The sequence below is a fragment of the Pseudomonas sp. MYb193 genome (assembly GCF_002966775.1).
Lineage (GTDB): Bacteria > Pseudomonadota > Gammaproteobacteria > Pseudomonadales > Pseudomonadaceae > Aquipseudomonas > Aquipseudomonas paracarnis.
Genome location: NZ_CP023269.1, coordinates 3,620,444 through 3,646,022, shown reverse-complemented (window position 1 = coordinate 3,646,022; position 25,579 = coordinate 3,620,444). Strand labels below are relative to the sequence as shown.

The 25,579-nt window shown below is 56.8% G+C and carries 23 protein-coding genes; 8 read left to right on the top strand and 15 right to left on the bottom strand.

Translation table 11 applies throughout. The features are described 5' to 3' along the window. Positions 1-3: 3 nt before the first annotated feature. From CLM72_RS16480 to CLM72_RS16430, 10 genes are all read right to left on the bottom strand, one after another. Positions 4-678, bottom strand: a complete 675-nt coding sequence (locus CLM72_RS16480; RefSeq protein ID WP_003174719.1) for an NADH-quinone oxidoreductase subunit B family protein — start codon at positions 676-678, stop codon at positions 4-6. Between the two features lie 10 nt (positions 679-688). Then, a complete protein-coding gene (locus CLM72_RS16475; RefSeq protein ID WP_003192109.1) occupies positions 689-1,102 on the bottom strand; it encodes an NADH-quinone oxidoreductase subunit A in 414 nt (137 codons plus the stop codon). 1,164 nt (positions 1,103-2,266) lie between these two features. Then, complete coding sequence (aceA, locus tag CLM72_RS16465) at positions 2,267-3,592, bottom strand: isocitrate lyase (protein WP_003174717.1); 1,326 nt, start codon at positions 3,590-3,592, stop codon at positions 2,267-2,269. A gap of 493 nt (positions 3,593-4,085) precedes the next feature. Then, the gene (locus tag CLM72_RS16460) at positions 4,086-4,823 is read right to left on the bottom strand and encodes a secretin N-terminal domain-containing protein (protein WP_105227169.1); all 738 of its coding nucleotides are present in this window, start codon (positions 4,821-4,823) and stop codon (positions 4,086-4,088) included. 227 nt (positions 4,824-5,050) lie between these two features. Continuing rightward, a complete protein-coding gene (locus tag CLM72_RS16455; RefSeq protein ID WP_105227168.1) occupies positions 5,051-5,473 on the bottom strand; it encodes a GNAT family N-acetyltransferase in 423 nt (140 codons plus the stop codon). Next, complete coding sequence (locus tag CLM72_RS16450) at positions 5,466-6,632, bottom strand: cupin domain-containing protein (RefSeq protein WP_105227167.1); 1,167 nt, start codon at positions 6,630-6,632, stop codon at positions 5,466-5,468. The genes CLM72_RS16455 and CLM72_RS16450 overlap by 8 nt, the downstream gene beginning before the upstream one ends. Positions 6,633-6,716: 84 nt before the next feature. Beyond that, positions 6,717-8,087, bottom strand: coding sequence for an adenylosuccinate lyase (purB, locus tag CLM72_RS16445; protein ID WP_014718906.1), 1,371 nt, complete (start codon positions 8,085-8,087; stop codon positions 6,717-6,719). A gap of 125 nt (positions 8,088-8,212) precedes the next feature. Next, positions 8,213-8,836 (bottom strand): high frequency lysogenization protein HflD, encoded by a 624-nt coding sequence (hflD, locus tag CLM72_RS16440; RefSeq protein ID WP_003192101.1) that lies wholly within the window; start codon positions 8,834-8,836, stop codon positions 8,213-8,215. Further along, positions 8,833-9,957 carry a tRNA 2-thiouridine(34) synthase MnmA gene (gene mnmA, locus CLM72_RS16435; RefSeq protein WP_054917266.1) on the bottom strand — a complete coding sequence of 375 codons (1,125 nt, stop codon included), beginning with the start codon at positions 9,955-9,957 and terminating at the stop codon, positions 8,833-8,835. The genes hflD and mnmA overlap by 4 nt, the downstream gene beginning before the upstream one ends. Before the next feature lie 59 nt (positions 9,958-10,016). Further along, entirely contained in the window at positions 10,017-10,463 is a 447-nt protein-coding gene (locus CLM72_RS16430) for an NUDIX hydrolase (protein ID WP_105227166.1), read from the bottom strand. 214 nt (positions 10,464-10,677) lie between these two features. On the opposite strand from CLM72_RS16430, the gene CLM72_RS16425 reads away from it, so the two are divergent. The 5 genes from CLM72_RS16425 to CLM72_RS16405 all read left to right on the top strand — a co-directional run bounded on the left by CLM72_RS16425 (position 10,678) and on the right by CLM72_RS16405 (position 16,253). Next, positions 10,678-11,628, top strand: a complete 951-nt coding sequence (locus tag CLM72_RS16425) for a DMT family transporter (RefSeq protein WP_158688688.1) — start codon at positions 10,678-10,680, stop codon at positions 11,626-11,628. A 38-nt stretch (positions 11,629-11,666) separates the two neighbouring features. Continuing rightward, a complete protein-coding gene (locus CLM72_RS16420; protein ID WP_105227164.1) occupies positions 11,667-12,092 on the top strand; it encodes a cupin domain-containing protein in 426 nt (141 codons plus the stop codon). Then, entirely contained in the window at positions 12,089-13,612 is a 1,524-nt protein-coding gene (locus CLM72_RS16415; protein WP_105227163.1) for an acyl CoA:acetate/3-ketoacid CoA transferase, read from the top strand. Before CLM72_RS16420 ends, CLM72_RS16415 begins: the two co-directional genes overlap by 4 nt. Before the next feature lie 66 nt (positions 13,613-13,678). After that, on the top strand, positions 13,679-15,235 hold the full coding sequence (locus CLM72_RS16410) for an FAD/NAD(P)-binding protein (protein ID WP_105227162.1): 1,557 nt from the start codon (positions 13,679-13,681) through the stop codon (positions 15,233-15,235). A gap of 139 nt (positions 15,236-15,374) precedes the next feature. After that, complete coding sequence (locus CLM72_RS16405; protein ID WP_158688687.1) at positions 15,375-16,253, top strand: LysR family transcriptional regulator; 879 nt, start codon at positions 15,375-15,377, stop codon at positions 16,251-16,253. A 68-nt stretch (positions 16,254-16,321) separates the two neighbouring features. Here the strand turns inward: CLM72_RS16405 and CLM72_RS16400 are convergent, their stop codons facing one another. Then, complete coding sequence (locus tag CLM72_RS16400) at positions 16,322-18,547, bottom strand: NADP-dependent isocitrate dehydrogenase (protein WP_105227160.1); 2,226 nt, start codon at positions 18,545-18,547, stop codon at positions 16,322-16,324. A 483-nt stretch (positions 18,548-19,030) separates the two neighbouring features. Between CLM72_RS16400 and icd the strand changes: the two genes are divergently transcribed. Further along, on the top strand, positions 19,031-20,287 hold the full coding sequence (icd, locus tag CLM72_RS16395; protein ID WP_005789095.1) for an NADP-dependent isocitrate dehydrogenase: 1,257 nt from the start codon (positions 19,031-19,033) through the stop codon (positions 20,285-20,287). Between the two features lie 74 nt (positions 20,288-20,361). Here icd and cspD read toward each other — a convergent pair whose 3' ends face one another. Further along, a complete protein-coding gene (gene cspD, locus CLM72_RS16390) occupies positions 20,362-20,637 on the bottom strand; it encodes a cold shock domain-containing protein CspD (protein WP_105229149.1) in 276 nt (91 codons plus the stop codon). A gap of 225 nt (positions 20,638-20,862) precedes the next feature. Here cspD and clpS point away from each other — a divergent pair, with 225 nt between their 5' ends. Together clpS and clpA are read left to right on the top strand one after the other, a co-directional pair. Continuing rightward, positions 20,863-21,231: an ATP-dependent Clp protease adapter ClpS gene (clpS, locus tag CLM72_RS16385; protein WP_005789091.1), complete on the top strand. Its 369-nt coding sequence runs from the start codon at positions 20,863-20,865 to the stop codon at positions 21,229-21,231. Positions 21,232-21,260: 29 nt separating this feature from the next. Continuing rightward, positions 21,261-23,531: an ATP-dependent Clp protease ATP-binding subunit ClpA gene (gene clpA / locus CLM72_RS16380; protein WP_003192090.1), complete on the top strand. Its 2,271-nt coding sequence runs from the start codon at positions 21,261-21,263 to the stop codon at positions 23,529-23,531. A 244-nt stretch (positions 23,532-23,775) separates the two neighbouring features. On the opposite strand, the gene infA is transcribed toward clpA, so the two are convergent. The 3 genes from infA to aat all read right to left on the bottom strand — a co-directional run bounded on the left by infA (position 23,776) and on the right by aat (position 25,539). Further along, positions 23,776-23,994 carry a translation initiation factor IF-1 gene (gene infA, locus CLM72_RS16375; RefSeq protein WP_002553999.1) on the bottom strand — a complete coding sequence of 73 codons (219 nt, stop codon included), beginning with the start codon at positions 23,992-23,994 and terminating at the stop codon, positions 23,776-23,778. Positions 23,995-24,094: 100 nt separating this feature from the next. Then, complete coding sequence (locus CLM72_RS16370) at positions 24,095-24,802, bottom strand: arginyltransferase (protein ID WP_003192088.1); 708 nt, start codon at positions 24,800-24,802, stop codon at positions 24,095-24,097. Between the two features lie 56 nt (positions 24,803-24,858). Then, positions 24,859-25,539: a leucyl/phenylalanyl-tRNA--protein transferase gene (gene aat / locus CLM72_RS16365; RefSeq protein WP_105227159.1), complete on the bottom strand. Its 681-nt coding sequence runs from the start codon at positions 25,537-25,539 to the stop codon at positions 24,859-24,861. Positions 25,540-25,579: the final 40 nt, after the last annotated feature.

Genomic DNA, 25,579 nt, shown 5'->3' with positions numbered 1-25,579 from the left:
GGATCAGACTTCGTCGGGGCTGCGCAGGTTGGTGACTGCGATTCGCTGTTCGCGGCGCTGTTCCTTTTGAGACGGCATCTCGGCGCGATAAACGCCTTGATCACCGACCACCCAGGACAGTGGGCGACGCTCCTTGCCAATCGATTCCTGCAACAGCATCAAGCCTTGCAGGAACGCTTCGGGACGGGGCGGGCAGCCAGGCACGTAGACGTCCACGGGCAGGAACTTGTCCACCCCTTGAACGACCGAGTAGATGTCGTACATGCCACCGGAGTTGGCGCACGAACCCATGGAGATAACCCATTTAGGTTCGAGCATTTGCTCATAGAGACGCTGGATGATCGGCGCCATCTTGATGAAGCAGGTACCGGCGATAACCATGAAATCCGCCTGGCGCGGCGAGGCCCGGATAACTTCGGCGCCGAAGCGCGCGATGTCGTGGGGCGCCGTGAAGGCGGTGGTCATTTCCACGTAGCAGCACGAAAGGCCGAAGTTGTACGGCCACAGGGAGTTTTTACGCCCCCAGTTGACCGCGCCACTCAGCACGTCTTCCAGCTTGCCCATGTAGATGTTTTTGTGGACTTGGTCTTCTAACGGGTCGGAAACGGTTTCCCGTTCGCCGATGGGGTACTGCTCGTTAGGAGCATCCGGGTCGATCCTGGTGAGATTGTATTGCATTGCCAAAGCCTCATTGTTTCAGCTTCGCTTGCCGCTTGCGACGAGCTTCCGGAGCCCAGTCAAGGGCGCCCACTCGGAACAGGTAGACAAGACCTGCCAACAGAATTGCTATGAAAACGAGAGCTTCGACGAATCCGGTCCAGCCGCTTTCGCGGACGGACACAGACCATGCAAAGAGAAAGAGGGCTTCGATATCGAAGATCACGAACAACATCGCGACCAGATAGAATTTGGCTGAGAGCCGCAAGCGGGCGCCACCTGTAGGCAGCATGCCGGATTCGAACGGTTCGTTTTTGCTGCGGCCCCAGGCTTTTGACCCGAGGAGGCTGGACACGCCGAGCATGAAGGCGCAAAGGCCTACAACACCGAGAAGGAAAATGGCAAAGCCCCAGTTGTGGGCCATGAGTCCTGTCGCGTCGGTCATGCTGGAAATCCTTAACAGAGAGCAAAGGTCTCTGAGCTCGAAAAAGTAACGATGCAGTGACGATATGTCGCACTGCAATCAATCGCGGTGATTTTATGGCTAAACACCGGGCAAGTAAAATTCCCAGGGCGAAATTATTCGGTGGAATAAGCACATAGTGCACCTTCTTGGGGCTGTAGCCCTTGTGGTGTGGGCATTAGCGGGCTTTTCATCAATTATGTTTTGTTTAAGCTGTAACGAAGTTTTCAGGTGCCAAATGATAATGAATATTGTTTGCGAGGGGTGTAAGCGAGTGTTTCTCATGTGGCGCGGGAAGTTACCGTTACTTGCTTGAGTGTCGCTTAGTTGTCGCAACGGTTCTTTTAACCGATCGGATGTGGGCGGATACCGCTCTGGATCAATGTTTTTAGTAAAAAACTATGGATAGGGCGCGGTCAATGTGGGAGCTGGCTTGCCTGCGATGGCGGCGGATCAGCTGAAACACCTGCCTCTGACCCACCGCCATCGCAGCATAGGTATCTACACAACTTCGGCACGACGCTAAATCTGTGGCGAGGGAGCTTGCTCCCGTGACGGCCTGGCAGCCGACACAGATATAACTGATGCCCCGCGATCCAATGTGGGAGCTGGCTTGCCTGCGAAGACGGCCTGACAGTCAACACAGTTGGACCGTGTACATATCCATTCCTGCGGTAACGGCCCCTTAGGGTTCCGCCCTGACGGCGGCTCACTTTCGAAAAGCGCGAAAGTAAGCAAAGCGCTCTTGCCCCACCACTCGGCACCTCGCTTAGGCTCGGTGTGCCCGTAATCCGCCAGTGATTTGGGGGGCCGCCGCCACGCGCCATCCATGGCGCGGGGCGGCTAAACCGGCATCCCTGCCGGTTTACCCCCCAAATCCCTGTCGAATTCCGGCCAGCGTGGTTTAACGGGGCGCCTAAGATCAAAAGCAGATCAAGATCAAGAGCGGCTCGCTTCGCATCGTGGTTACCGTTGAGCTAACAGAGTTATGTAGATACCTATGGCCATCGCAGGCAAGCCAGCTCCCACCATTGGTTTTCGGTGATTCCCAGGCAAAAAAAACGCCCCGAACCAGTCGGGGCGTGATTGTTGCGCGGCACTGCGGTTAGGTCTTCCGTGGGGCCGCAGTGGCCGTGTAAGCGGTACTTAGTGGAACTGCTCTTCTTCGGTCGAACCGGTCAGCGCGGTCACGGACGAGGTGCCGCCCTGGATCACGGTGGTCATGTCGTCGAAGTAGCCGGTGCCCACTTCCTGCTGGTGCGCCACGAAGGTGTAGCCTTTGGCGGCGTCAGCGAATTCCTGCTCCTGCAGCTTTACGTAGGCGGTCATGTCGTTGCGGGCGTAGTCGTGCGCCAGGTTGAACATGCTGTGCCACATGTTGTGGATACCGGCCAGGGTGATGAACTGGTGCTTGTAGCCCATGGCTGACAGTTCGCGCTGGAACTTGGCGATGGTCGCGTCGTCCAGGTTCTTCTTCCAGTTGAAAGAAGGCGAGCAGTTGTAGGACAGCAGTTGGTCCGGATATTCCTTCTTGATCGCTTCGGCGAAACGACGGGCTTCGTCCAGATCCGGCTTGGCGGTTTCGCACCAGATCAGGTCGGCGTACGGCGCGTAGGCCAGGCCACGGGCGATTGCCTGGTCGAGGCCGGCGCGCACTTTATAGAAGCCTTCCTGGGTGCGCTCGCCGGTAACGAATGGTTGGTCGTAGGGGTCGCAGTCCGAGGTCAGCAAGTCTGCCGCGTTGGCGTCGGTACGGGCCAGGATGATGGTCGGTGTGCCGGCAACGTCAGCGGCCAGGCGGGCAGCGGTCAGCTTCTGCACGGCTTCCTGGGTCGGTACCAGTACCTTGCCGCCCATGTGGCCGCATTTTTTCACCGAAGCCAGCTGGTCTTCGAAGTGCACGCCGGCAGCGCCTGCCTCGATCATGCTCTTCATCAGCTCGTAGGCGTTGAGTACGCCACCGAAACCGGCTTCGGCGTCAGCCACGATTGGCGCGAAGTAGTCGATGTAGCCTTCGTCGCCCGGGTTCTTGCCGGCTTTCCACTGGATCTGGTCGGCACGACGGAACGAGTTGTTGATGCGCTTGACCACGGTTGGCACCGAGTCCACCGGGTACAGCGATTGGTCGGGGTACATGGATTCAGCGGAGTTGTTGTCCGCTGCCACTTGCCAGCCGGACAGGTAGATCGCCTGGATACCGGCTTTTACCTGCTGGACTGCCTGGCCGCCAGTGAGGGCGCCCATGCAGTTGACGAAATCTTTGTCGGGACGGAAGGACGGCTTGGCACCTTGGGTGACCAGGTTCCACAGCTTCTCGGCGCCGAGTTTTGCAAAAGTGTGCTCAGGTTGGACCGAGCCACGCAGGCGGACGACGTCAGCAGCGGAATAAGCGCGGGTCACGCCTTTCCAGCGTGGGTTTTCAGCCCAATCTTTTTCGAGGGCTGCAATTTGCTGTTCGCGTGTCAGTGCCATGGGGAAAAACCTCGTCGCGTCTTGTTTGAAGTATCCGTTTGCCAGCCCGGCATTCGTTGCCTGGGTAGGGTTGCTCGCTGACCAGAAGCTTTGGTGTTCAAGTCAAATCTGACGGAGGTAGGCGACGGTATGAACGATGGGGCTCAAGGGGGAGTTGAGCAGGTAAGGGCAAACTGCGAACGGTCTTCGGGCGTCGTGGGCCTTTGTACGATCCATCAGTGTGTAGCCGGGTTACCTGGTTGGCTTCCGTCCCTCGGGACAACTTCGTTCCAGTCGCAACCAACGTCAAACACACCTTGTGGGCGGTACAGACACGAATCGGCTCAGGTGGGTAGCTTAGAGCGGCGATCCGAAGGCCCTTGCCAGGGCCCCTGATTAGCGGGAGCGAGGCCATCATGCCCATGCTTTTTTGGCTCGTCAAATGTTTTGTAGTGCTTTTTTTGAAGCACTACATCTTTAGTCTAATGCGACTTGCCAGTCAGTTTTCGGTGCTTCAGTTCAGGGTGTCGACCTTGACCCGTAAAGTCAGGTCATCGCGGCCCTGAGTAGAGTAGCTGCGGGTTGTAGAGGATTTGTCCGCCTGGGTTTCACGATTGATGCCGGCCAGGGGGATCCACTCGCCCAAGCGGCCGCTGACGGTTGTGTCGGTGCTTTGCACGTTCACTACATCGGGACGTTCCTGGCTCATGCGGTCACGGTTGGTACTGATGGCCAGGTGCACGGTCTCGCCAGTGACGCTGGCGGTCACGTAAAAGCCTTGGGTGACGTTGCGATACTGGGTCTGGTTTTGCAGGCGGCCATAGCTGTCCTGTTGCGTGGTGGTCAGCGGTACGCTCTGGCCGACCTGGATCAGCGCGGGCACGCCTTCGCTGGCCTGGATCTGCTGCACGCCACCGTCGCGGCTGGCAGTGCCGTAGCTGATGATGCGGGTCTGGCTGTCACCGCTGTTCTGTTGGTTGTGCTCGTTGGTATCGACGGTGATCAGCAGGCGTTTGGCCGGTGTATCCAATTGGCCGAGCAGTGCGCGCAAGCCCTCGATCCTGGCTGGCTCAGCGTTAACGATAAGCTGGTTGCCGTAGGCGCTGACGGTGCCGTCCTTGCCAATGAAGTTCTGCGCCACGGGCAGCAGGTCGGCGCTGGTGCGGTTGTTCAGGTTGACGACTTCAGTGGCGGCCATGGCGCAAGCGCTGACGGTCATCACGAGGGCGGTGAGCAGGGTGCGTAGGGACATGTCCGTTATCTCTGCGAGTCATTTGCTTGATAGTGCCAGTTTGTCGGCCTGGTGGGTCGCAAGTTGAATCGTAGACGGCAAAATGCCCTGGCAGGCAGGGCATTTTGTGGTGTTGCTGAAATAGCTATCGCAGGCAAGCCAGCTCCCACACTTGACCGAGTACAGCTTTTGGAATGCGGTCAGTGTGGGAGCTGGCTTGCCTGCGATGCAGGCGACGCGGACTCGGGTCAGTCCCCTCGCACCATATCCACATGCGGAATCCCGACCTCAAGAAACTCATCGCTTACGATCTTGAAACCCAACCGTTCATAGAACGGTGCCGCATACACCTGCGCACTCAGGAATTGCCGGGTCTGGCCGCGTTTCACGGCCTCGCCAATCACTGCTTCCATCAGTTTGTCGCCGACTTTCAGTCCGCGCCAGTCCTTGAGCACCGATACCCGACCGATCTCGCCACTGGGCAGCAATCGAGCGGTGCCAATCGGGAAGTCGCCTTCGTATGCAAGAAAATGCATGGCGCCGGCATCGTCCGCGTCCCACTCCAATTCAGGCGGGACCGATTGTTCAGCGATGAATACCGCTTCACGAATGCGCCGAAGCTCGTCGATATCCTTTCGCCAGTCCGCGACACTTACGTGAATTCTATTCATCCGCGAACCCCAGGCTGCCTTGCTTGACCAGTTCGCACAGCAGGTCGCGACCGTCTTCGTCGGCCAGCCACTCGCCCAGGTTTTCGCTGTGCAGTGCATCGGCCGAGCACATCAGCTTCAACAGTTCACGCAGTTTGCCCGGCAGGTAACGGCTCTGGCCGCTGGCGAACAGCAGTACGTCGTCATCCACTTCGGACCAGGCCAGGCGTGCGCTCGGGTTGCGCACCAGGATCGCGCCGTCTTGCAGGCTGTTGATGAAGTCTTCTTCGCCCAACTCTTCGCCGGCCACCAGTTCCGGGTAGCGTGGCTCGGTCATGAACTGGCCGAACCAGGTCAGCAGCATGCGCTCATCGCTCATGTGCTCGGCGAGCAGGCCCTTGAGGCGGTCCAGTGCGTCGCCCTGGATCTGGTGTGGGTCGCTGACCGGCTGGGCGTCGGCGTCGGTGTAGCGCTCTTCGTCGGTCAGGTACTGGCTGAGGAAGTCGGTGAAGTGGGTCAGCACTTCAGCGGCGCTCGGTGCACGGAAACCTACGGAATAGGTCATGCAGTCGTCTTCGGCAATACCGAAATGGGCCAGGCGCGGGGGCAGGTAGAGCATGTCGCCCGGTTCGAGCACCCATTCGGCGCTTTCTTCGAATTCGGCGAGGATGCGCAGGTCGGCGTGTTGCAGCAACGGGCTTTCGGAATTGCACATCTGGCCGATCTTCCAGTTGCGCTTACCCTGGGCTTGCAGCAGGAACACATCGTAGTTATCGAAATGCGGACCGACGCTGCCACCCGGCGCGGCGAAGCTGATCATCACATCATCGATACGCCAGCTCGGCAGGAAGCGGAAGTGCTCCAGCAGCTCAGCCACTTCCGGCACGAACTGGTCGACTGCCTGCACGAGCAGGGTCCACTCGCGCTCGGGCAGGGTGCTGAAAGCGTCTTCGGCGAACGGGCCGCGACGCAGTTCCCAGGGGCGCTCGCCGTGTTCGATCACCAGGCGCGACTCGACTTCTTCTTCCAGGGCCAGGCCTGCCAGTTCGTCGGCGTCGATCGGGCTTTCGAAGTCAGGGATGGCCTGGCGGATCAGCAGCGGTTTTTTCTGCCAGTAGTCGCGCAGGAATTCCCGTGCCGTGATGCCGCCCAGAAGTTGAAGAGGGATATCAGGATTCATGTGTAACCTATTGAAAAAAAGCACTTTTAAGACAGGAATAAAAACGCCCGGCGCGGCCGGGCGTCTCAAAGGAGCTTGCTTGGATCAGATGCGCTTGGCTTGTTCTACAGCGTTGCCGATGTAGTTGGCCGGGGTGAGCAGTTTCAGCTCGGCCTTGGCTGCGGCTGGCATGTCCAGGCCGTCGATGAAAGTTTGCAGCGCTTCGGGGCTGATGCCCTTGCCGCGCGTCAATTCTTTCAGCTTCTCGTAGGGGTTTTCGATGTTGTAGCGGCGCATCACAGTCTGGATCGGCTCGGCCAATACTTCCCAGCACGCGTCCAGGTCAGCGGCAATCTTCTGCTCGTTGAGCTCCAGCTTGCTGATGCCTTTGAGGCTGGCTTCGTACGCGATCACGCTGTGGGCAAAACCGACGCCGAGGTTACGCAGTACGGTGGAGTCGGTCAGGTCGCGCTGCCAGCGGGAGATCGGCAACTTGCTGGCCAGGTGCTGGAACAGGGCGTTGGCGATACCCAGGTTGCCTTCGGAGTTTTCGAAGTCGATCGGGTTGACCTTGTGCGGCATGGTCGACGAACCGATTTCGCCTGCAATAGTGCGCTGCTTGAAGTAGCCCAGGGAGATGTAGCCCCAGATATCGCGATCGAAATCGATCAGGATGGTGTTGAAGCGTGCAATCGCGTCGAACAGCTCGGCGATGTAGTCGTGGGGTTCGATCTGCGTGGTGTAGGGGTTGAAGCCCAGGCCCAATTCGTCTTCGATGAAGGCGCGGGCGTTGGCTTCCCAGTCGATCTCAGGGTAGGCCGACAGGTGGGCGTTGTAGTTGCCTACGGCGCCGTTGATCTTGCCCAGCAATGGCACGGCGGCGACTTGGGCGATCTGGCGCTCCAGGCGGTACACCACGTTGGCCAGTTCTTTGCCCAGGGTGGTCGGCGAGGCCGGCTGGCCGTGGGTGCGCGACAGCATCGGCACGGCAGCGAAACGGATCGCCAGCTCGCGGATGGCTTCGGCGGTCTGGCGCATCAGCGGCAGCATCACGTCATCACGGCCTTCGCGCAGCATCAGGGCGTGGGACAGGTTGTTGATGTCCTCGCTGGTGCAGGCAAAGTGGATGAACTCGCTGACCTGGGCCAGTTCCGGCAGTTGGGCCGCTTGCTCTTTGAGCAGGTATTCGATGGCTTTGACGTCGTGGTTGGTGGTGCGCTCGATCTCTTTCACACGCTCGGCGTGCTCCAGGGAGAAGTTTTCCGCCAGGGTGTTCAATACAGCGTTGGCCTCGGCGGAAAACGCCGGCACTTCGCTGATGGCGGGGTGAGCGGCCAGGCGCTGGAGCCAGCGCACTTCAACCAGGACACGGGCACGGATCAGGCCGTACTCGCTGAAAATAGGGCGCAGGGCCTGGGTTTTGCCGGCGTAGCGGCCGTCAACAGGGGAAACCGCAGTGAGCGAAGAGAGCTGCATGGGGTGTTCTCGGACAGTCGGGCAACGAAATGGGGCGCGTATCATACATGAAAAAATCCGCCGGTCCGTCGCCAACTGACCGGCGTATTACGCGTAATGGCTTGAAAACAGCCTGCTGGTGCGACTTATTCGTTGCGCATCAACGGGTAAAGCTCTTTGAGTAATTTGCGTCGGCTGATCACCAACTGCCAGCGATGACCGCCCAGTTGGCGCCACAAGCGTGCCGAACGAATACCGGCCAGAAGCAGGGCGCGGATTTTCGACGCGTTGTTGGGTTGCTGCAGGTTACGCATGTCGCCATGCACCTGGATGCGCTGGCGCAGGGTGCTCAAGGTGTCCTGGTACAGCGCACCACAGGCGGCGATCACGTTTTCGTGGGCCGGGCCGAAGTGTTCTACCTGGGACTGGATCTGCGGCAGGCGCTTGCCGATGGTGTCCAGCAGGTCGTCGCGCTTGGCCAGCTGGCGCTCAAGGCCAAGCATCGACAGGGCATAACGCAACGGCTCGCGCTGCAAAGTACTGGGGTCGCGCTCCAGGGCGCCGATCAGGGCGCGATAGCCTTCACGCAGGGCCAGGTCGTCGCCGCCGTAAACCTCAAGGGTGTCCTTGGGGTCGCGGATCAGCAGGCTGCCGAGCATGCAGGTCAGGCCGGCTTCAGTGACCTGGCCGGTCTTGGCGATCTTGTCCACCAGTACCGCAGCGAGAAAGACACCGCCAAGGGCTGTCAACTGCTCCTGGGTCGGGCTCATGCCGGGTTGCTCCAGGCTTGCGCGACTTCAATCACGCCGCCGCCCAGGCAGATCTCGCCGTCATAGAACACCACGGACTGGCCAGGGGTGACCGCGCGTTGCGGGTCATCGAAGGTGGCACGGTAGCCGGTGGCGGTCTTTTCCAGGGTGCAGGGCTGGTCGCTCTGGCGATAACGCACTTTGGCGGTCAGGCGGCGCGGGGTGCTCAGGTCGATAGGGTTGACCCAATAAATCTCGGAAGCGAGCAAGGCGCCGGAGAACAGCAGCGGGTGCTCGTTGCCCTGGCCGACCACCAGCACGTTGTTTTCCAGGTCTTTGACCAGCACGTACCACGGCTCAACACCGGCGTCTTTCAAGCCGCCGATGCCCAGGCCCTGGCGCTGGCCGATGGTGTGGTACATCAGGCCGTGGTGGCGGCCGATCACTTCACCCTCGGTGGTCTTGATCTCGCCCGGTTGCGCCGGCAGGTATTGCTTGAGGAAATCGCTGAAGCGCCGCTCGCCGATAAAGCAGATACCGGTGGAGTCTTTCTTCTTGGCGGTGGCCAGGCCGTGTTTCTCGGCAATCTTGCGCACTTCGGGTTTTTCCAGCTCGCCGACCGGGAACAGAGTCTTGGCGATCTGTTCACCGCCCACGGCGTGCAGGAAGTAGCTCTGGTCCTTGTTCGGGTCCAGGCCCTTGAGCAGTTCGGTGCGGCCATCGATATCGCGACGGCGCACGTAGTGGCCGGTAGCTATCAGGTCGGCGCCGAGCATCATGGCGTAGTCGAGGAAGGCCTTGAACTTGATTTCGCGGTTACACAGGATGTCCGGGTTCGGCGTGCGGCCGGCCTTGTATTCGGCCAGGAAGTGCTCGAACACGTTGTCCCAGTACTCGGCGGCGAAGTTGGCGGTGTGCAGCTTGATGCCGATCTTGTCGCACACGGCCTGGGCGTCCGCGAGGTCGTCCATGGCGGTGCAGTATTCGGTTCCATCGTCTTCTTCCCAGTTCTTCATGAACAGGCCTTCCACCTCATAACCCTGCTCCATGAGCAGAACGGCGGAAACGGAAGAATCCACGCCGCCGGACATGCCGACGATGACGCGCTTCTTTTGTGTGTCAGAAGGGGCTGGATCACGCATAGGGTTTCAACGGGTGTCTTGAAAAAGGACGCGATTCTAGCAGGCCTGGGCCCGCAAGGCTAAAGAGAAGGGCGGATCAATTCGAGACTGTGGCGTTGGCCGGCCAGATAATCATCGATGCAACGGATAATCAGCTCGCTGCGCCAGTCCTCGCGCACGGCCATCAGCTCGTCACGGGTCAGCCAGCGGGCGCGCAGGATGCCTTCGTCGAGTTGATAGTCCGGGTGGTGTTTCAGTGCCTTGGCGATAAAGCAGACGCGTTGATAGGTAACCCCATTGCTGGGTGCAGTGTAGAGGTAGATGCCGACAATACCGCTGGCCTCGACATCCCAGCCGGTTTCTTCAAGAGTTTCGCGCACGGCGGCCTCGGTCAGGGTTTCATCCGGGTCCAGGTGGCCTGCCGGCTGATTGAGCACGGCGCGGCCACCCTTGAGCTCTTCGACCATCAGGAAACGGCCGTTGTCTTCAACGATGGTAGCGACGGTGATGTGGGGTTGCCAGGTCATGGGATGCCTCGGTTCAAAGGATGGTGCTGTTTTTGGACAGGATTGCTATCAATGTGTGGCTTGCCTGCGATGGCAGTCTGTCAGTAAGCGAATTAGTGGCTGACACACCGCTATCGCAGGCAAGCAACACACACATTCTGATTCGGTTTCTGCAGTGGGCACGTGGTGCATAAGCAAAATGCATGCTGCGCCGTACATTATATGATTTTACCGCTTGCAAGCCGGGGCGCAGTTTACCTCTCCAGCACAGTCGTTATTGGAGAGCTTCATGAAGCCGATTGCCCACAAAAGCTACGAAGTACGCCTTACATCGCCATTGCCCATTGCCTTCATCCTGTTATGGAGCTCCGGATACATCGGTGGAGCGTTCGGTGTGCGTTATGGCGAGCCTTTCACCATGACGTTCTACCGATTTGCCCTGGCGGCCCTGGTGTTTCTGGGAGTGGCGCTCGCTATCAAGGCCGAGTGGCCTAGGCGGCTTACACCCTACCTTCACGCGGCGGCCGTGGGCTTGCTCTTGCAGGCTCTGCAATTTGGCGGCCTCTACACCGGTATAAGTCAGGGCGTCCCGGCTGGGCAAGCTGCGCTGATTGTCGGGCTGATGCCGGTATTCGTCGTGATCGGCGCCTACTTCTGTTTAGGCGAGCAATTGAGTTGGCGCGACTTGCCAGGCTCGATCCTGGGCGTAGGCGGCGTGGCCATTGTGGTCGGCAGCAGTTTTGCTGGCCCTGAGGCGTCCATCGGCGGTTATGGCGCGGTGGGGTTGGCGCTGCTGGGCATCACCCTTGGCACGCTTTATCAGAAGCGTTTCCTCGGCGGCGTCAACCTGTGGGTGGGCTGTTTTGCTCAGATGGTCACCGCATCGCTAGTCATGTTGCTGCTGGCCTATACCACCGAGACCATGCAGGTGACTCAGTGGGTGCCCTTCGCTGCTTCGGTGGCGTGGATCACTGTAATGAACTCGGTCGGCGCGCTGACCCTGCTGTACCTGATGATTCGGCGGGGTGAGGCGAGTAAGGCGACGAACTTATTTCATGTCATTCCGGCTGTCACACAGATCATGGCGTCAACGGTGTTGGGTGAAGTGCCGAGTGTGGTGGCGATTGTAGGTTTTATTGTGTCAGGGGTGGGGGTTTATTTGATGAATCATTCAAGAGCAAAGTAAACCTCGAATATTGAAGGTTGCTTATCAGGAGAGTACTAATGTTTAAGCACGAAATGGCTGATAAAAAATTATATAGCGATGACATTTGCCGGTCTGGAGGTGGACTGCGCGTTGATGAAGTTGATTGTCTGAATTTTGAAACTTATGAAGTGGATGGGCGCAAGGGCGTTTCAATATTTTATCTTTATGATGCGCGGATTAATGCGCAAGGGCCAGTTGCCGCATTGGTTCGTTATGCCGGCGGAGCTCTAACGCCGAGGCATAGGCATCTGGGGTGGGAGTTAGTGTTGGTGGTCGATGGTGAACTGGTCGATGACAGAGGGCGCCATACTGCAGGTGCGCTGCAAGTTTACCCGCCTGGCTCTACTCACCAACTTTCTTCTGCTACGGGTTGTACGTTTCTAGTCGTTTGGGAGCAGCCAGTTCAGCCCGCCCCACGTCAGGATTCAGAGGCCGCAGCATGAAAGTTATCAACGAACTGCAAGCAGCAGAGTTGATTGAAGACGGATGGACAATCATTCCGGGAGGGTTTGGTAGTTGCGGGCATCCTGATGGACTTACTCGAGCAATCAGTGAGCGTTTCAAGCGGGAGGGACGGCCTCGTAAGCTTGGTCTGCTCTTTGCCTCTGCTTCTGGAGATCTTGATGAAAGGGGCGTCGACGTTTTGGCTCAGAGTGGGCTGGTGGCCAAGGCAATTGGAGGGTTCTGGGGGCTTATACCGCGATTGGGAAATATGGCGCTCCAAGGAGAGATAGAGGCGCATAACTGGCCGCAGGGGGTTATCAGCCAGCTGTTCCGTGCGATCGCGGCGAAGAAGCCCGGTGTGATCTCGAAGGTTGGCCTCAATACTTTCGTTGATCCTGATCACGAGGGCGCACGCTTGAATCAGCGAGAGGGAGGCGCTCTCGTTCAGAAGATCGTTATTAATGGAGAGTCGACGCTTTTATACCCTGCACTTAATGTCAATTGCGCGTTATTGAGAGGGACGTTTTGTGACCCTTTAGGCAATATTTCGATGGAGCGGGAGGTGTCTCATAGTGATGCGCTTGCACAGGCAATGGCAGTCAAGAACTGTGGTGGAATAGTGATTGTTCAGGTTGAAAGTTTAGTAGGGTTGCATGAAATTGAACCGCAGCATGTAAAAATACCCGGGCTATTGGTTGATTATGTGACAGTGTCGCGTCCTGGTGAGCATCCTCAAACTTATGGTGTGATACATAATTCAGCGTTTACGCGCCCGGGAGTGCTTACTCCTAGTGTAAGTTTGATTTCATGCGCTGAGAGAATTATTGCAAAAAGGGCTTTACAGGAAATACGACATGAAAATGCCCGAGTTATCAATCTGGGAATTGGTATACCGGTAGTCGTTGCTCAGGTGGCTGAAGAGTTGAGCTGTGCGGAATCGATGAGCTTTACTATTGAATCCGGCGTTATAGGTGGCAGGCCAGCTGCTGGATTGTCATTTGGGGCCAGCTATCGTCCAGTCAGTATTATTGAGCAGGCAGCTTTGTTTGATTTTTACGAAGGCGGTGGAATTGATGTGGCGTGTTTGGGTTTTGCCGAAATGGACAGCTTTGGCAATGTCAATGTTTCGCAGTTCGGTCGTAAGTTACAAGGCGCCGGCGGATTCATAAATATCTCTCAGTCGGCTAGGTGTATTATCTTTTGTGGTACCTTTACAGCGGTTGGGTTGACCGTAGATGTAAGTGAAGGGCAAGTCCGCATAGTTCGGGAAGGTCGTGTAAATAAATTTGTTCGTCAGGTCTCACATTTGACTTTCAATGGCAGCTATTCTCAGGTCTTGGGTCAAAGAGTTATATTTGTCACGGAGCGAGCTGTTTTTTCATTAAGAGATGGAGTGGTTTATCTGGATGAGGTCGCTCCAGGCATAAGTATTGAGCAGGATATTATGCCGTTCATAGAGGGTGGGTTTGTGGTGTCTGGCAGTTGCAAGTCTATGTCGGGTGAAATGTTTTTGTTTTAGATGGGTGGGTTTAAAATTCTTGAGTAATAATATGTCGAATGCCGAAAAAATCGGTGGGAGGTCATTATGTCTGGCAACGTAATTACGGTAATCGGTGGTGGCGCCTCGAGTGTCTCTTTTATCTACGCGCTCTTAAATGGCTTGGGGAGACATGGTTGCCATTCGGATGTGTCGCTATTCTTGATAGACAAGCAATCTCAATGTGGTAGAGGACTTGCCTATTCTGACGACTGCAGCACAAATATTTTAAATACGAGAGCGGAATTCATTTCGCCTTTCCCTGATCAGTCTGGACATTTTTACAGATGGTTATTGGCTAATCGGGAGATTTGGGAGGATGACTTTCCAGGTATTGAACTGTGCCCGCAGGCCTTTTTGCCTCGTCCCTTGTTTGGATTATATCTTGCGCACATGATTCAGTTTCTCGTCAAAAAAGCTGTAGAGCTCGGTTGTCAATTAATTCTGGTGCATGACGAGGTCCTAAACTTGAGTTTCTCGCATGATAGGAGGGTCGTAGTTTCAACAAAGGGGAATCTCTCCTTTCCCAGTGATCATGTAGTGTTGAGTTGTGGTAATGCGCGTAGTCTGGAATACCGATACCTTGCTGCTGCGGAGGGTTTTTTCTCCAGCCCTTATCCTATCAAGCGTACATGCCGGCTGATCCAAAAGCAGGCACGTGTTGCAATTGTCGGATCAAGATTGAGTGCTATCGATGCGGTGATCGGGCTTACTGCTAATGGCCATGAAGGACCCATTACGTTGCATTCACGCACAGGAGCCCTGCCAAGTGTCAGAGGGACTCAGGGGCGCTATCAACCGAAGATACTGACACCGGAAACTGTTAGATCTTGTATTTCTCGAACTGGCGTAGTGCGACTTGAAGATGTGCTTCGTTGGATGACGCAGGAGTTGGCCTTGGAGGGCAAGCCGATTCGCATGGCTGATTGGCCGACAAAGTGCTTCCAAAAGCCGGCAGTGGAATTTCTTGAGGCGGAAATAGCGGCTGCGCATCACCCGCGGTTTTGGCAATCCGTTCTCTACTCCACAAATGCTGTACTTGATTTGATTTGGCCCGCAATGCCGGATGAGGACAAGAAGATGTTCCTGGAGTACTCTAGTTGGTGGATGGCCTACCGTGTCTCTATTCCGAGGGAAAATGCATTAAAAGTTAAGTCGCTAATCGAAACCGGGAAACTATCAATCATCAAAGGTGAGATTGAGGCGATTCAATACAATGGGCGATTTATCTTGGAAGTGGCTAATCAGTCGGACAACAGTTGCTACGACTACGATACCGTTGTGGTGGCTACAGGTACACCCCGTGATGTAAGTAAGTTTGATAACCCTTTGGTGCGAAATATGCTTCAGCAGGGAACTGGATGTGCGGACCCATTCGGAGGAGTGAAGGTATCTGCTGAGTCGGGCGGTTTGATAAATAATTTAGGGCATGTGGATGACAGGATCACTGTTCTGGGAGAGCTGACAAGCGGCGCGTTCTTTTTTACCAGCGCTTTAGAAATTAACGCTCGCCATTCGGCGAGGCGAGCAGAGTACGTTTTGGCGAGATTGGCGCTAACTTCCGATAGGTATCTGAATGCCCTTAACGCTCGATTATTGGCATAGGATGACAGAAAATTCTTTTATTAAACATTTTTTGTATATTTTCATACGTAAATTTAGCTCGTGCCTACCCGAACAGCTAGTGGCGAGCGAGGTGTTGATTTGCCACAATCGGAAGACTAATTTCGGTCGGTGGCGTGCTATGAGAGTCAATCTTGATGTTCAGTCGTTGCGAAGCTTTATCAAAGTAGGCGAGACCAAAAATTTTACGCGCGCGGCCGAAGCGTTAAACCTGACTCAACCTGCTATTAGTCAACAGGTCAAACGATTAGAGGACCTATTGGGTGTGGAGTTATTTGCAAGAGAAAATCGACAGGTATTATTGACCTTGGAAGGAGAAAAGCTCCTCAGTTATGCCAAGGATATCGTTAATTGTAACGATAAAGTGGGTAGATTGTTTGAAAGGGTTGAAAAAAGAGAAACGATCATAGTGGGGATGCCTGAGCATTTTTGCGAAAGGGTACTTCCCAAGATTATTTCCAACATGGCCACTCACTTTCCAGCCATACAAATGGTGGTGAAGGTCGCCAGGTCTGGGTTGCTATTGGATGCGGTAAGTGAGGGCAAAATCGACCTATGCCTCATGATAGATGAACTGAAAAAAATGGATGAACGTCCTTGGCATACATTATCGGTAAGGTGGTTTGCTGGCGACAGCGCTGACATGATCGATAAACCACATGATATTCCGCTTGCTTTGTTCAAGCCGCCGTGTGGGTTTCGCAGTCTGGCGATTCGGAGCCTAGAGGAGTGCGGTATCAAATGGCATTGCGTTTATGAGTCGGAAGACTTGATGTCGCTGCGGTCTGCGGTGCAGGCGGGAGTCGGTATTACATTGCTGCCTTTTGTTGCACAAGTGTCGGGTTTAAAGAGTCTCGAAGGCGTTTCCCGTTTGCCCGTGCTACCTCAATTTGCTGTGGTGCCTAGAGAGCGAGCGGGTTGGAATCCTGTTTACAGGAGTGAGGTGCTTGAGTTGATTCGCTCCGTATGGATTTCAGAGTACGCCAATGCTTCCCTGTGACTAAACTGCCATCCGCTGAAGACAAAAACCCCGGCACTTGGCCGGGGCTTCTTTGCATCCTTACAACCTTACTTCAACTTGGCAATCGCCGCATTGAGGGTGTTGCTCGGGCGCATGGCTTTGCTGGTCAGCTCAGGGTTCGGCGCGTAGTAGCCGCCGATGTCCACTGGCTTGCCCTGTACGGCGTTGAGTTCGGCAACGATGGTTGCTTCGTTCTCGGCCAGGGTTTTGGCCAGTTCGCCAAACTGCGCTTGCAGTGCAGTGTCTTCAGTCTGGGCGGCCAGGGCTTGTGCCCAGTACAGCGCCAGGTAGAAGTGGCTGCCGCGGTTGTCGATGTTGCCGACCTTGCGCGATGGCGACTTGTTGTTGTCCAGGAACTGGCCGGTGGCCTGGTCCAGGGTCTTGGACAGTACCAGGGCTTTCGGGTTGTTGTACGTCACACCCAAATGCTCAAGGGACGCGGCCAGGGCCAGGAACTCGCCCAGGGAATCCCAGCGCAGGAAGTTTTCTTCCAGCAGTTGCTGCACGTGCTTTGGAGCCGAACCGCCAGCGCCGGTTTCGAACAGGCCACCGCCATTCATCAGCGGCACGATCGACAGCATCTTGGCGCTGGTGCCCAGTTCCATGATCGGGAACAGGTCGGTCAGGTAGTCGCGCAGTACGTTGCCGGTCACCGAGATGGTGTCCAGGCCCTTGCGGGTGCGCTCCAGGGTGAACTTCATCGCATCGACCGGGGCCATGATGCGGATGTCCAGGCCTTCGGTGTTGTGGTCTTTCAGGTAAGCCTGAACTTTCTCGACCACTACGCCATCGTGGGCGCGCTTGGGGTCCAGCCAGAAAATGGCCGGGGTGTTGCTGGCGCGGGCACGGTTGACGGCGAGCTTGACCCAGTCCTGGATCGGCGCGTCTTTGGTCTGGCACATGCGGAAGATGTCGCCAGCTTCGACGTTCTGTTCCATCAGCAGGTTGCCCTGGCTGTCGGTGACGCGGACAACGCCGTCAGCCTTGATCTGGAAGGTCTTGTCGTGGGAGCCGTATTCTTCGGCTTTCTTCGCCATCAGGCCAACGTTTGGCACGCTGCCCATGGTGGTTGGGTCGAAGGCGCCATTGGCCTTGCAGTCTTCGATGACCGCCTGGTAGATGGTGGCGTAGCAGCGATCCGGGATCACGGCCTTGGTGTCGTGCAACTGGCCGTCGGTGCCCCACATCTTGCCGGAGTCACGGATCATCGCTGGCATCGAGGCGTCGACGATGACGTCGCTTGGCACGTGCAGGTTGGTGATGCCTTTGTCGGAGTTGACCATCGCCAGGGCAGGGCGAACGGCGTAGACCGCCTGGATGTCGGCTTCGATCTGCGCTTGCTGGTCGGCCGGCAGGGCCTTGATGCGGGCGTACAGGTCGCCGATGCCGTTGTTCAGGTTGAAGCCGATCTGTTCCAGCACGGCCGCGTGCTTGGCCAGGGCGTCTTTATAGAACTCGGCAACTATCTGGCCGAACATGATCGGGTCGGAGACCTTCATCATGGTGGCTTTCAAGTGAACCGACAGCAGCACGCCTTGCTTCTTGGCGTCTTCGATTTCAGCGGCGATGAAGCTGCGCAGGGCTTTCTTGCTCAGCACGGCGGTGTCGATGATTTCGCCGGCCTGAACGCTGGTTTTTTCCTTCAGGACGGTGGTGGTGCCGTCCTTTGCAACCAGCGCAATTTTGACCGCGTCGGCTGTTTCGATCTGCACGGCTTTTTCGCTGCCGTAGAAGTCGCCGTTGTTCATGTGGGCAATGTGCGACTTGGAGTCGGCAGCCCAGGCGCCCATCTTGTGCGGGTGCTTGCGTGCATAGTTCTTGACCGACAGCGGTGCGCGACGGTCGGAGTTGCCTTCGCGCAGTACCGGGTTCACGGCGCTGCCCTTGACCTTGTCGTAACGTGCACGGGTTTCTTTTTCCGCGTCGGTGGTTACGGTTTCAGGGTAGTCCGGCAGGGCATAGCCCTGGGCCTGCAGTTCCTTGATCGCGGCTTGCAGCTGCGGGGTCGAGGCGCTGATGTTGGGAAGCTTGATGATGTTGGCTTCAGGCGTAACGGCCAGGTCGCCCAGTTCGGCGAGGTGGTCCGGGATGGCCTTGGTGCTCAGTTGCTCGGGGAAGCTTGCGAGGATGCGCCCGGCGAGGGAGATGTCGCGGGTTTCCACGGCAATATCAGCGGAAGCGGTGAAGGCCTCTACGATAGGCAGCAGTGAATAGGTGGCGAGGGCTGGGGCTTCGTCGGTGAAGGTGTAGATGATCTTCGAGCGGGTGGGCATATTCGGATTAACTCTCTTCTTTGCTGAAAGCGTGCGCAGAAACTCGAGATGCGCCGGGTAGAGCGCGTTCGTTCAAAGTCATCCATGAGCGAAATGTCGAGGTTTCTTCGCGGTGATGTTGGTTTGCATCAGTCGAGCGTCAAGCGGGTGGGCTATGGTAATAGTCCGGCTTTCTGGCGAAAGGCTACGTTCTAGAGCGGTCCGCCGTCGTGACTCTTTGGTCAGCGGCGGCATTATACATAGGTCGCTATGCTTACGCTGAGCCTTCATACAAAAGGGGGCTCGTCCATTGGTCTAAAGGTCGCAGGTGCGTGGGGTGGTGAGATGTGCTCAAGATTGGCGCTTTTCCCTTTGCTTTCAGGCTTGTAGGCCACCAAATGTGCTGTTTTCGATGCAAATGAGCATGGCGTGAGGTTTCAGTCGCCATTTATCTGGAGTAGGCTCGAACGCAGCCAGATGTTCAATCCATAGATGGAGTTCAGCATGGGATACAAGAAGATTCAGGTTCCGGCAGTCGGCGACAAAATCACCGTCAATGCAGACCATTCTCTCAATGTTCCTGACCAACCGATCATCCCCTACATCGAAGGAGACGGTATTGGCGTCGACATCAGCCCGGTGATGATCAAGGTGGTCGATGCCGCTGTTGAAAAGGCTTACGGCGGCAAGCGCAAAATCTCCTGGATGGAGGTGTACGCTGGTGAAAAGGCCACGCAGGTCTACGACCAGGACACCTGGCTGCCCCAGGAAACCCTGGATGCGGTCAAGGATTACGTGGTGTCCATCAAGGGCCCGCTGACAACGCCAGTCGGTGGCGGTATCCGTTCGCTGAACGTGGCCCTGCGCCAGCAACTCGACCTGTATGTGTGCCTGCGCCCGGTGCGCTGGTTCGAAGGCGTGCCCAGCCCGGTGAAAAAACCAGGCGACGTGGACATGACCATTTTCCGTGAGAACTCCGAGGATATTTACGCGGGCATCGAGTGGAAGGCCGGTTCGCCGGAAGCGATCAAGGTGATCAAGTTCCTCAAGGAAGAAATGGGCGTTACCAAGATCCGTTTCGACCAGGATTGCGGGATTGGCGTCAAGCCGGTCTCCAAAGAGGGTACCAAGCGCCTGGCGCGCAAGGCCCTGCAATATGTGGTGGATAACGATCGCGACTCGCTGACCATCGTGCACAAAGGCAACATCATGAAGTTCACCGAGGGTGCCTTCAAGGAGTGGGCCTATGAGGTGGCGGCTGAAGAGTTCGGTGCGACCTTGCTCGATGGCGGGCCGTGGATGCAGTTCAAGAACCCCAAGACCGGCAAGAATGTGGTGGTCAAAGATGCTATTGCCGACGCCATGCTCCAGCAGATCCTGCTGCGCCCGGCTGAATATGACGTGATCGCCACGCTCAACCTCAATGGTGATTACCTGTCCGACGCCCTGGCGGCGGAAGTGGGCGGTATTGGTATTGCGCCGGGGGCCAACTTGTCTGACACCGTGGCAATGTTTGAAGCCACCCACGGCACTGCGCCTAAATATGCGGGCAAGGATCAGGTCAACCCTGGGTCATTGATCCTGTCTGCGGAAATGATGCTGCGGCATATGGGGTGGGTCGAGGCAGCGGATTTGATCATCAAGGGGACTAATGGCGCGATTTCGGCCAAGACTGTGACCTATGACTTCGAGCGTCTGATGGATGGCGCTACGTTGGTGTCTTCGTCGGGCTTTGGTGATGCGTTGATCAAGCATATGTAAACAGGCACACAAAACCGGCCTCCCTGGTGATTCGGGGTGGCCGGTTTGCTTTCAGTGCTTTGTTCTGTGACTGGTCAGGCCTGCTGCTTTTCTTGTCGTGATTTCTGGCCGGGCGCCGCAACGTTTTCTGCGGCAGGGCTACTAGCGGTGATTCCTTCGATCTTCACCGCATGCAAGCCCTTTGGGCCCTGGGTAATCTCAAAGGAGACCACTTGGCCCGCTTTCAGCGTTTTGTACCCATCCATATTGATCGCTGAGAAATGCGCAAAGAGGTCTTCACTCTTTCCGTCTTCATTAATGAAGCCGTAACCCTTGGCATTGTTGAACCACTTGACCTTACCACTAGCCATTCCCTTATCCCTCTGCACCAGACTCCATCATTGGAGTATCATCCTGTCTATCCGTCCTAACCCGAATAAATAAGGTTGACTGCGCGGACCTTTTTTACCCACTGTGGGCTCTATTTGTTGTAACACCGTTTCGCCGATAGTCAAGGTGACCCAAGGGTCAGAGTTGAAATTCTGACAGGTCGCCCCCACCACTGTAATTGAACCACTGACGAACCTTTCTTTCCCATGCATGCAAACAGCCAGATTCGACTAACATTCAATCAGGATCGCCCGGATCAGGAACATGATGACGACGGTTCTGCAGGCATTGCTGTTCAGGAGGCCAAGCCTGCTTTACAGGCGCCGCCGATGTACAAGGTGGTTTTGTTCAATGATGACTACACACCGATGGATTTCGTCGTCGAAGTGCTCGAGGTGTTTTTTAACCTGAACCGCGAGTTGGCGACCAAGGTAATGCTGGCCGTTCACACAGAAGGACGGGCAGTATGTGGAGTGTTTACCCGCGACATCGCCGAGACAAAGGCCATGCAGGTCAACCAGTACGCCAGGGAAAGCCAGCATCCGCTACTCTGTGAAATCGAGAAGGACGGTTAACGCCGACCACTTGGGTATGAGGTGAAGCTATGTTAAACCGCGAGCTCGAAGTCACCCTCAATCTTGCCTTCAAGGAGGCTCGTTCGAAGCGTCATGAATTCATGACCGTCGAACACCTGCTGCTGGCACTTTTGGATAACGAAGCTGCCGCCACCGTTCTACGTGCGTGCGGCGCCAACCTCGACAAGCTCAAGCATGACCTGCAGGAGTTTATCGACTCCACCACGCCACTGATCCCCGTGCATGACGAGGACCGCGAAACCCAGCCAACCCTGGGGTTCCAGCGGGTATTGCAGCGTGCTGTGTTCCACGTACAGAGCTCCGGTAAGCGTGAAGTCACGGGCGCGAATGTGCTTGTGGCAATTTTCAGCGAACAGGAAAGCCAGGCCGTGTTCCTGCTCAAGCAGCAGAGCGTTGCCCGTATTGATGTAGTCAATTACATCGCCCACGGTATCTCTAAAGTGCCTGGGCACGGCGATCATTCCGAGGGTGAGCAGGATATGCAGGACGAGGAGGGCGGTGAGTCTTCTTCTTCAAGCAATCCGCTGGATGCCTATGCCAGCAACCTCAATGAAATGGCGCGCCAGGGGCGGATCGATCCGCTGGTGGGGCGTGAGCATGAGGTTGAGCGTGTAGCGCAGATACTTGCGCGTCGTCGCAAGAACAACCCGTTGCTGGTGGGCGAGGCGGGCGTGGGTAAGACCGCGATTGCCGAAGGCCTGGCCAAGCGCATTGTCGACAACCAGGTGCCAGACCTGCTGGCCAGCAGTGTCGTCTATTCCCTTGACTTGGGCGCGTTGCTCGCCGGGACCAAGTACCGTGGCGATTTCGAGAAACGCTTCAAGGCGTTGCTCGGTGAGTTGAAAAAACGTCCACAGGCCATCCTGTTCATCGACGAGATCCATACCATCATTGGCGCCGGTGCAGCTTCCGGTGGGGTGATGGATGCTTCCAACCTGCTCAAGCCACTGCTGTCCTCGGGTGATATCCGTTGCATTGGCTCGACCACGTTCCAGGAATTCCGCGGCATCTTCGAAAAAGACCGTGCCCTGGCGCGTCGCTTCCAGAAAGTCGACGTGTCCGAGCCGTCGGTTGAAGACACCATCGGTATCCTGCGCGGGCTCAAGGGGCGTTTTGAAGCGCACCATGGCATCGAATACACCGATGAGGCCTTGCGTGCGGCGGCTGAGCTGGCGTCGCGCTACATCAATGACCGGCATATGCCTGACAAGGCCATCGATGTGATCGACGAAGCGGGTGCCTACCAGCGCCTGCAGCCGGTCGAGAAGCGCGTGAAGCGCATCGACGTGCCTCAAGTCGAGGACATCGTGGCCAAGATTGCGCGGATTCCACCAAAACACGTCACCAGTTCCGACAAGGAGTTGCTGCGTAACCTGGAGCGCGACCTCAAGCTCACTGTGTTTGGCCAGGATGCGGCCATCGACTCGCTGTCCACGGCGATCAAGTTGTCGCGTGCGGGCCTCAAGTCGCCGGACAAGCCAGTCGGTTCGTTCCTGTTCGCAGGCCCGACCGGCGTCGGCAAGACCGAGGCGGCTCGCCAGTTGGCCAAGGCCATGGGCATCGAACTGGTCCGTTTCGACATGTCCGAGTACATGGAGCGCCACACTGTGTCGCGCTTGATCGGTGCGCCTCCGGGCTATGTCGGCTTCGACCAGGGCGGCCTGTTGACCGAGGCGATCACCAAACAGCCACATTGCGTATTGCTGCTCGATGAAATCGAAAAGGCTCACCCGGAAGTCTTCAACCTGCTATTGCAGGTCATGGACCACGGGACCCTGACCGACAACAACGGGCGCAAGGCGGACTTCCGCAACGTGATCGTGATCATGACCACCAACGCCGGTGCCGAAACCGCGGCGCGGGCTTCGATCGGCTTTACGCATCAGGATCACTCCTCCGATGCCATGGAAGTCATCAAGAAGAGCTTCACGCCGGAGTTCCGCAACCGCCTGGACACCATTATCCAGTTTGGTCGCCTCAGCCATGAGGTCATCAAAAGCGTGGTGGACAAGTTCCTCACCGAGCTTCAAGCGCAGTTGGAAGACAAGCGCGTGCAGCTGGATGTGACGGAAGCGGCTCGCAGTTGGATCGCAGAGGGCGGCTACGATGCGGCAATGGGCGCACGCCCAATGGCGCGTCTGATCCAGGACAAGATCAAGCGGCCGCTGGCCGAAGAGATCCTGTTCGGCGAACTCTCCGACCATGGTGGGGTGGTACACATCGACCTGAAGGACGGCGAGCTGACCTTCGAGTTCGAGACCACGGCTGAAATGGCCTGATCGTTAGCTGCAACATTGCAAGAGGCGCCGAAAGGCGCCTTTTTGCTGTCTGAAATACGGTTACGAGACAACGACGGTCAACTGTGGGAGCTGGCTTGCCTGCGATAGCGGCGGGTCAGATATAGATGTGCTATTGAAAGGCCGCCATCGCAGGCAAGCCAGCTCTCACACAGCCAAGTAGTGACTGTTAAATCCTGCGCACACAAAAACGCCCGGCATAACCGGGCGTTTTGTATTGACTTGCTTAGCGAGCGCGGTAAGTGATGCGCCCTTTGCTCAAGTCATAGGGCGTCAGCTCGACGCGCACTTTGTCACCGGTAAGAATACGAATGTAGTTCTTGCGCATCTTGCCGGAGATATGCGCGGTTACGACGTGCCCATTTTCCAACTCCACACGAAACATGGTGTTGGGCAGGGTGTCGACGACAGTGCCTTCCATTTCGAAGCTGTCTTCTTTCGACATGCAGTAAAGCCCTCGGTATCCAGTGAATGGCCCGGTGCAACTGCGCCAGGCAAAAGCGGCGTGCATTGTGCCCGAAAAAGGGTGTTCAAGCCAAGGGGTTCTAGTTAAGCGTGACCCATCTTTGATTAATCAGCAGTTCAATGGGCCGATATTGGGTCTTGTAGTTCATCTTTTTGCAGTTCTTGATCCAGTATCCGAGGTACACCGCTTCCAGCTCCAGGCGCAGCGCTTCGCCTATTTGCCATAGGATGGCGAAGCGCCCGAGGCTTCGGCGTTCTTCGGTCGGTTCATAGAAGGTGTACACCGCCGAGAGGCCGTTGGGCAGTAGGTCGGTCACCGCTACGGCCAGCAGGCGGCCGTCGAGGCGGAACTCGTAGAAACGCGAAAAAGGCAAGTCACGCACCAGGAATGTGGAAAACTGGTCGCGGCTGGGCGGATACATATCGCCGTCGGCATGACGCTGCTCGATATAGCGTTGGTAGAGATCGAAATATTCTTCGCTGTATTGGGGTTTGGTGGCGTGTACTGTCAGGTCGGCGTTGCGCTTGAGAATGCGTTTCTGATTACGGTCGGGCGAAAACTGCGCAACCGGGATACGCGCAGGCACGCACGCGTTGCAGTTCTGGCAATGGGGGCGATACAGGTGATCGCCGCTGCGCCGGAAGCCCATCTCGGACAGGTCGGCATACACATGCACGTCCATGGGCTGGCTGGGATCGAGGAACAGCGTGGTGGCCTGCTCGTCGGGCAGATAGCTGCATGAGTGGGCTTGAGTGGCATAGAACTTCAAGCGCGCCAGCTCGGTCATGATCAACCCTCGGGATAAGCTTTGAAATAAGTGTAAGCCACGTGCGCGAAAGTCGCCTAGGAAACCCACGGCCCAGCGTTGGGTTGGTCCAGATGTTTATGCAGGAAGTCAGCGAAGACGCTGCGGGGTATGCCGCGGGCACCCAGGCTGTGCAAGTGATCGTTGGGCATCTGGCAATCGATCAGCACAAATCCCCAGGCTTGCAGTTGCCGGGTCAATGTGGCGAAACCGAATTTGGAGGCGTTGTCGGCGCGGCTGAACATGGACTCGCCAAAAAACAACTGGCCCATCGCCAGGCCATACAGGCCACCCACCAGTTCGCCCTGGTCCCAGACCTCGACGGAATGCGCGTAGCCGCGCTGGTGCAGCTCCAGATAAGCCTTCTGGATACCTTCGGTGATCCAGGTGCCATCGGCGTAGGCACGGGGTGCTGCGCAGGCTTGGATGACGGCGGCGAAATCCTGGTCGAAGGTCACGGTATAGCGCTGCTGGCGCAATAATTTGCCCAGGCTGCGGGAAACATGCAACTCGTCGGGGAAAATCACTGTGCGCGGGTCGGGTGACCACCAGAGGATAGGCTGGCCTTCGGAGAACCAGGGGAAGCAGCCATGGCGGTAGGCCTGGACCAGCCGTTCTGCCGACAGGTCGCCACCGGCGGCGAGCAGGCCGTTGGGTTCGCGCATGGCCTTGGCCAAGGGAGGGAACGTCAGGGTGTCGCGTTGTAACCAGGTCAGCATGGCATCCAGGCTTACGGAAGGGGAGGGGAGTGGCAGGTCA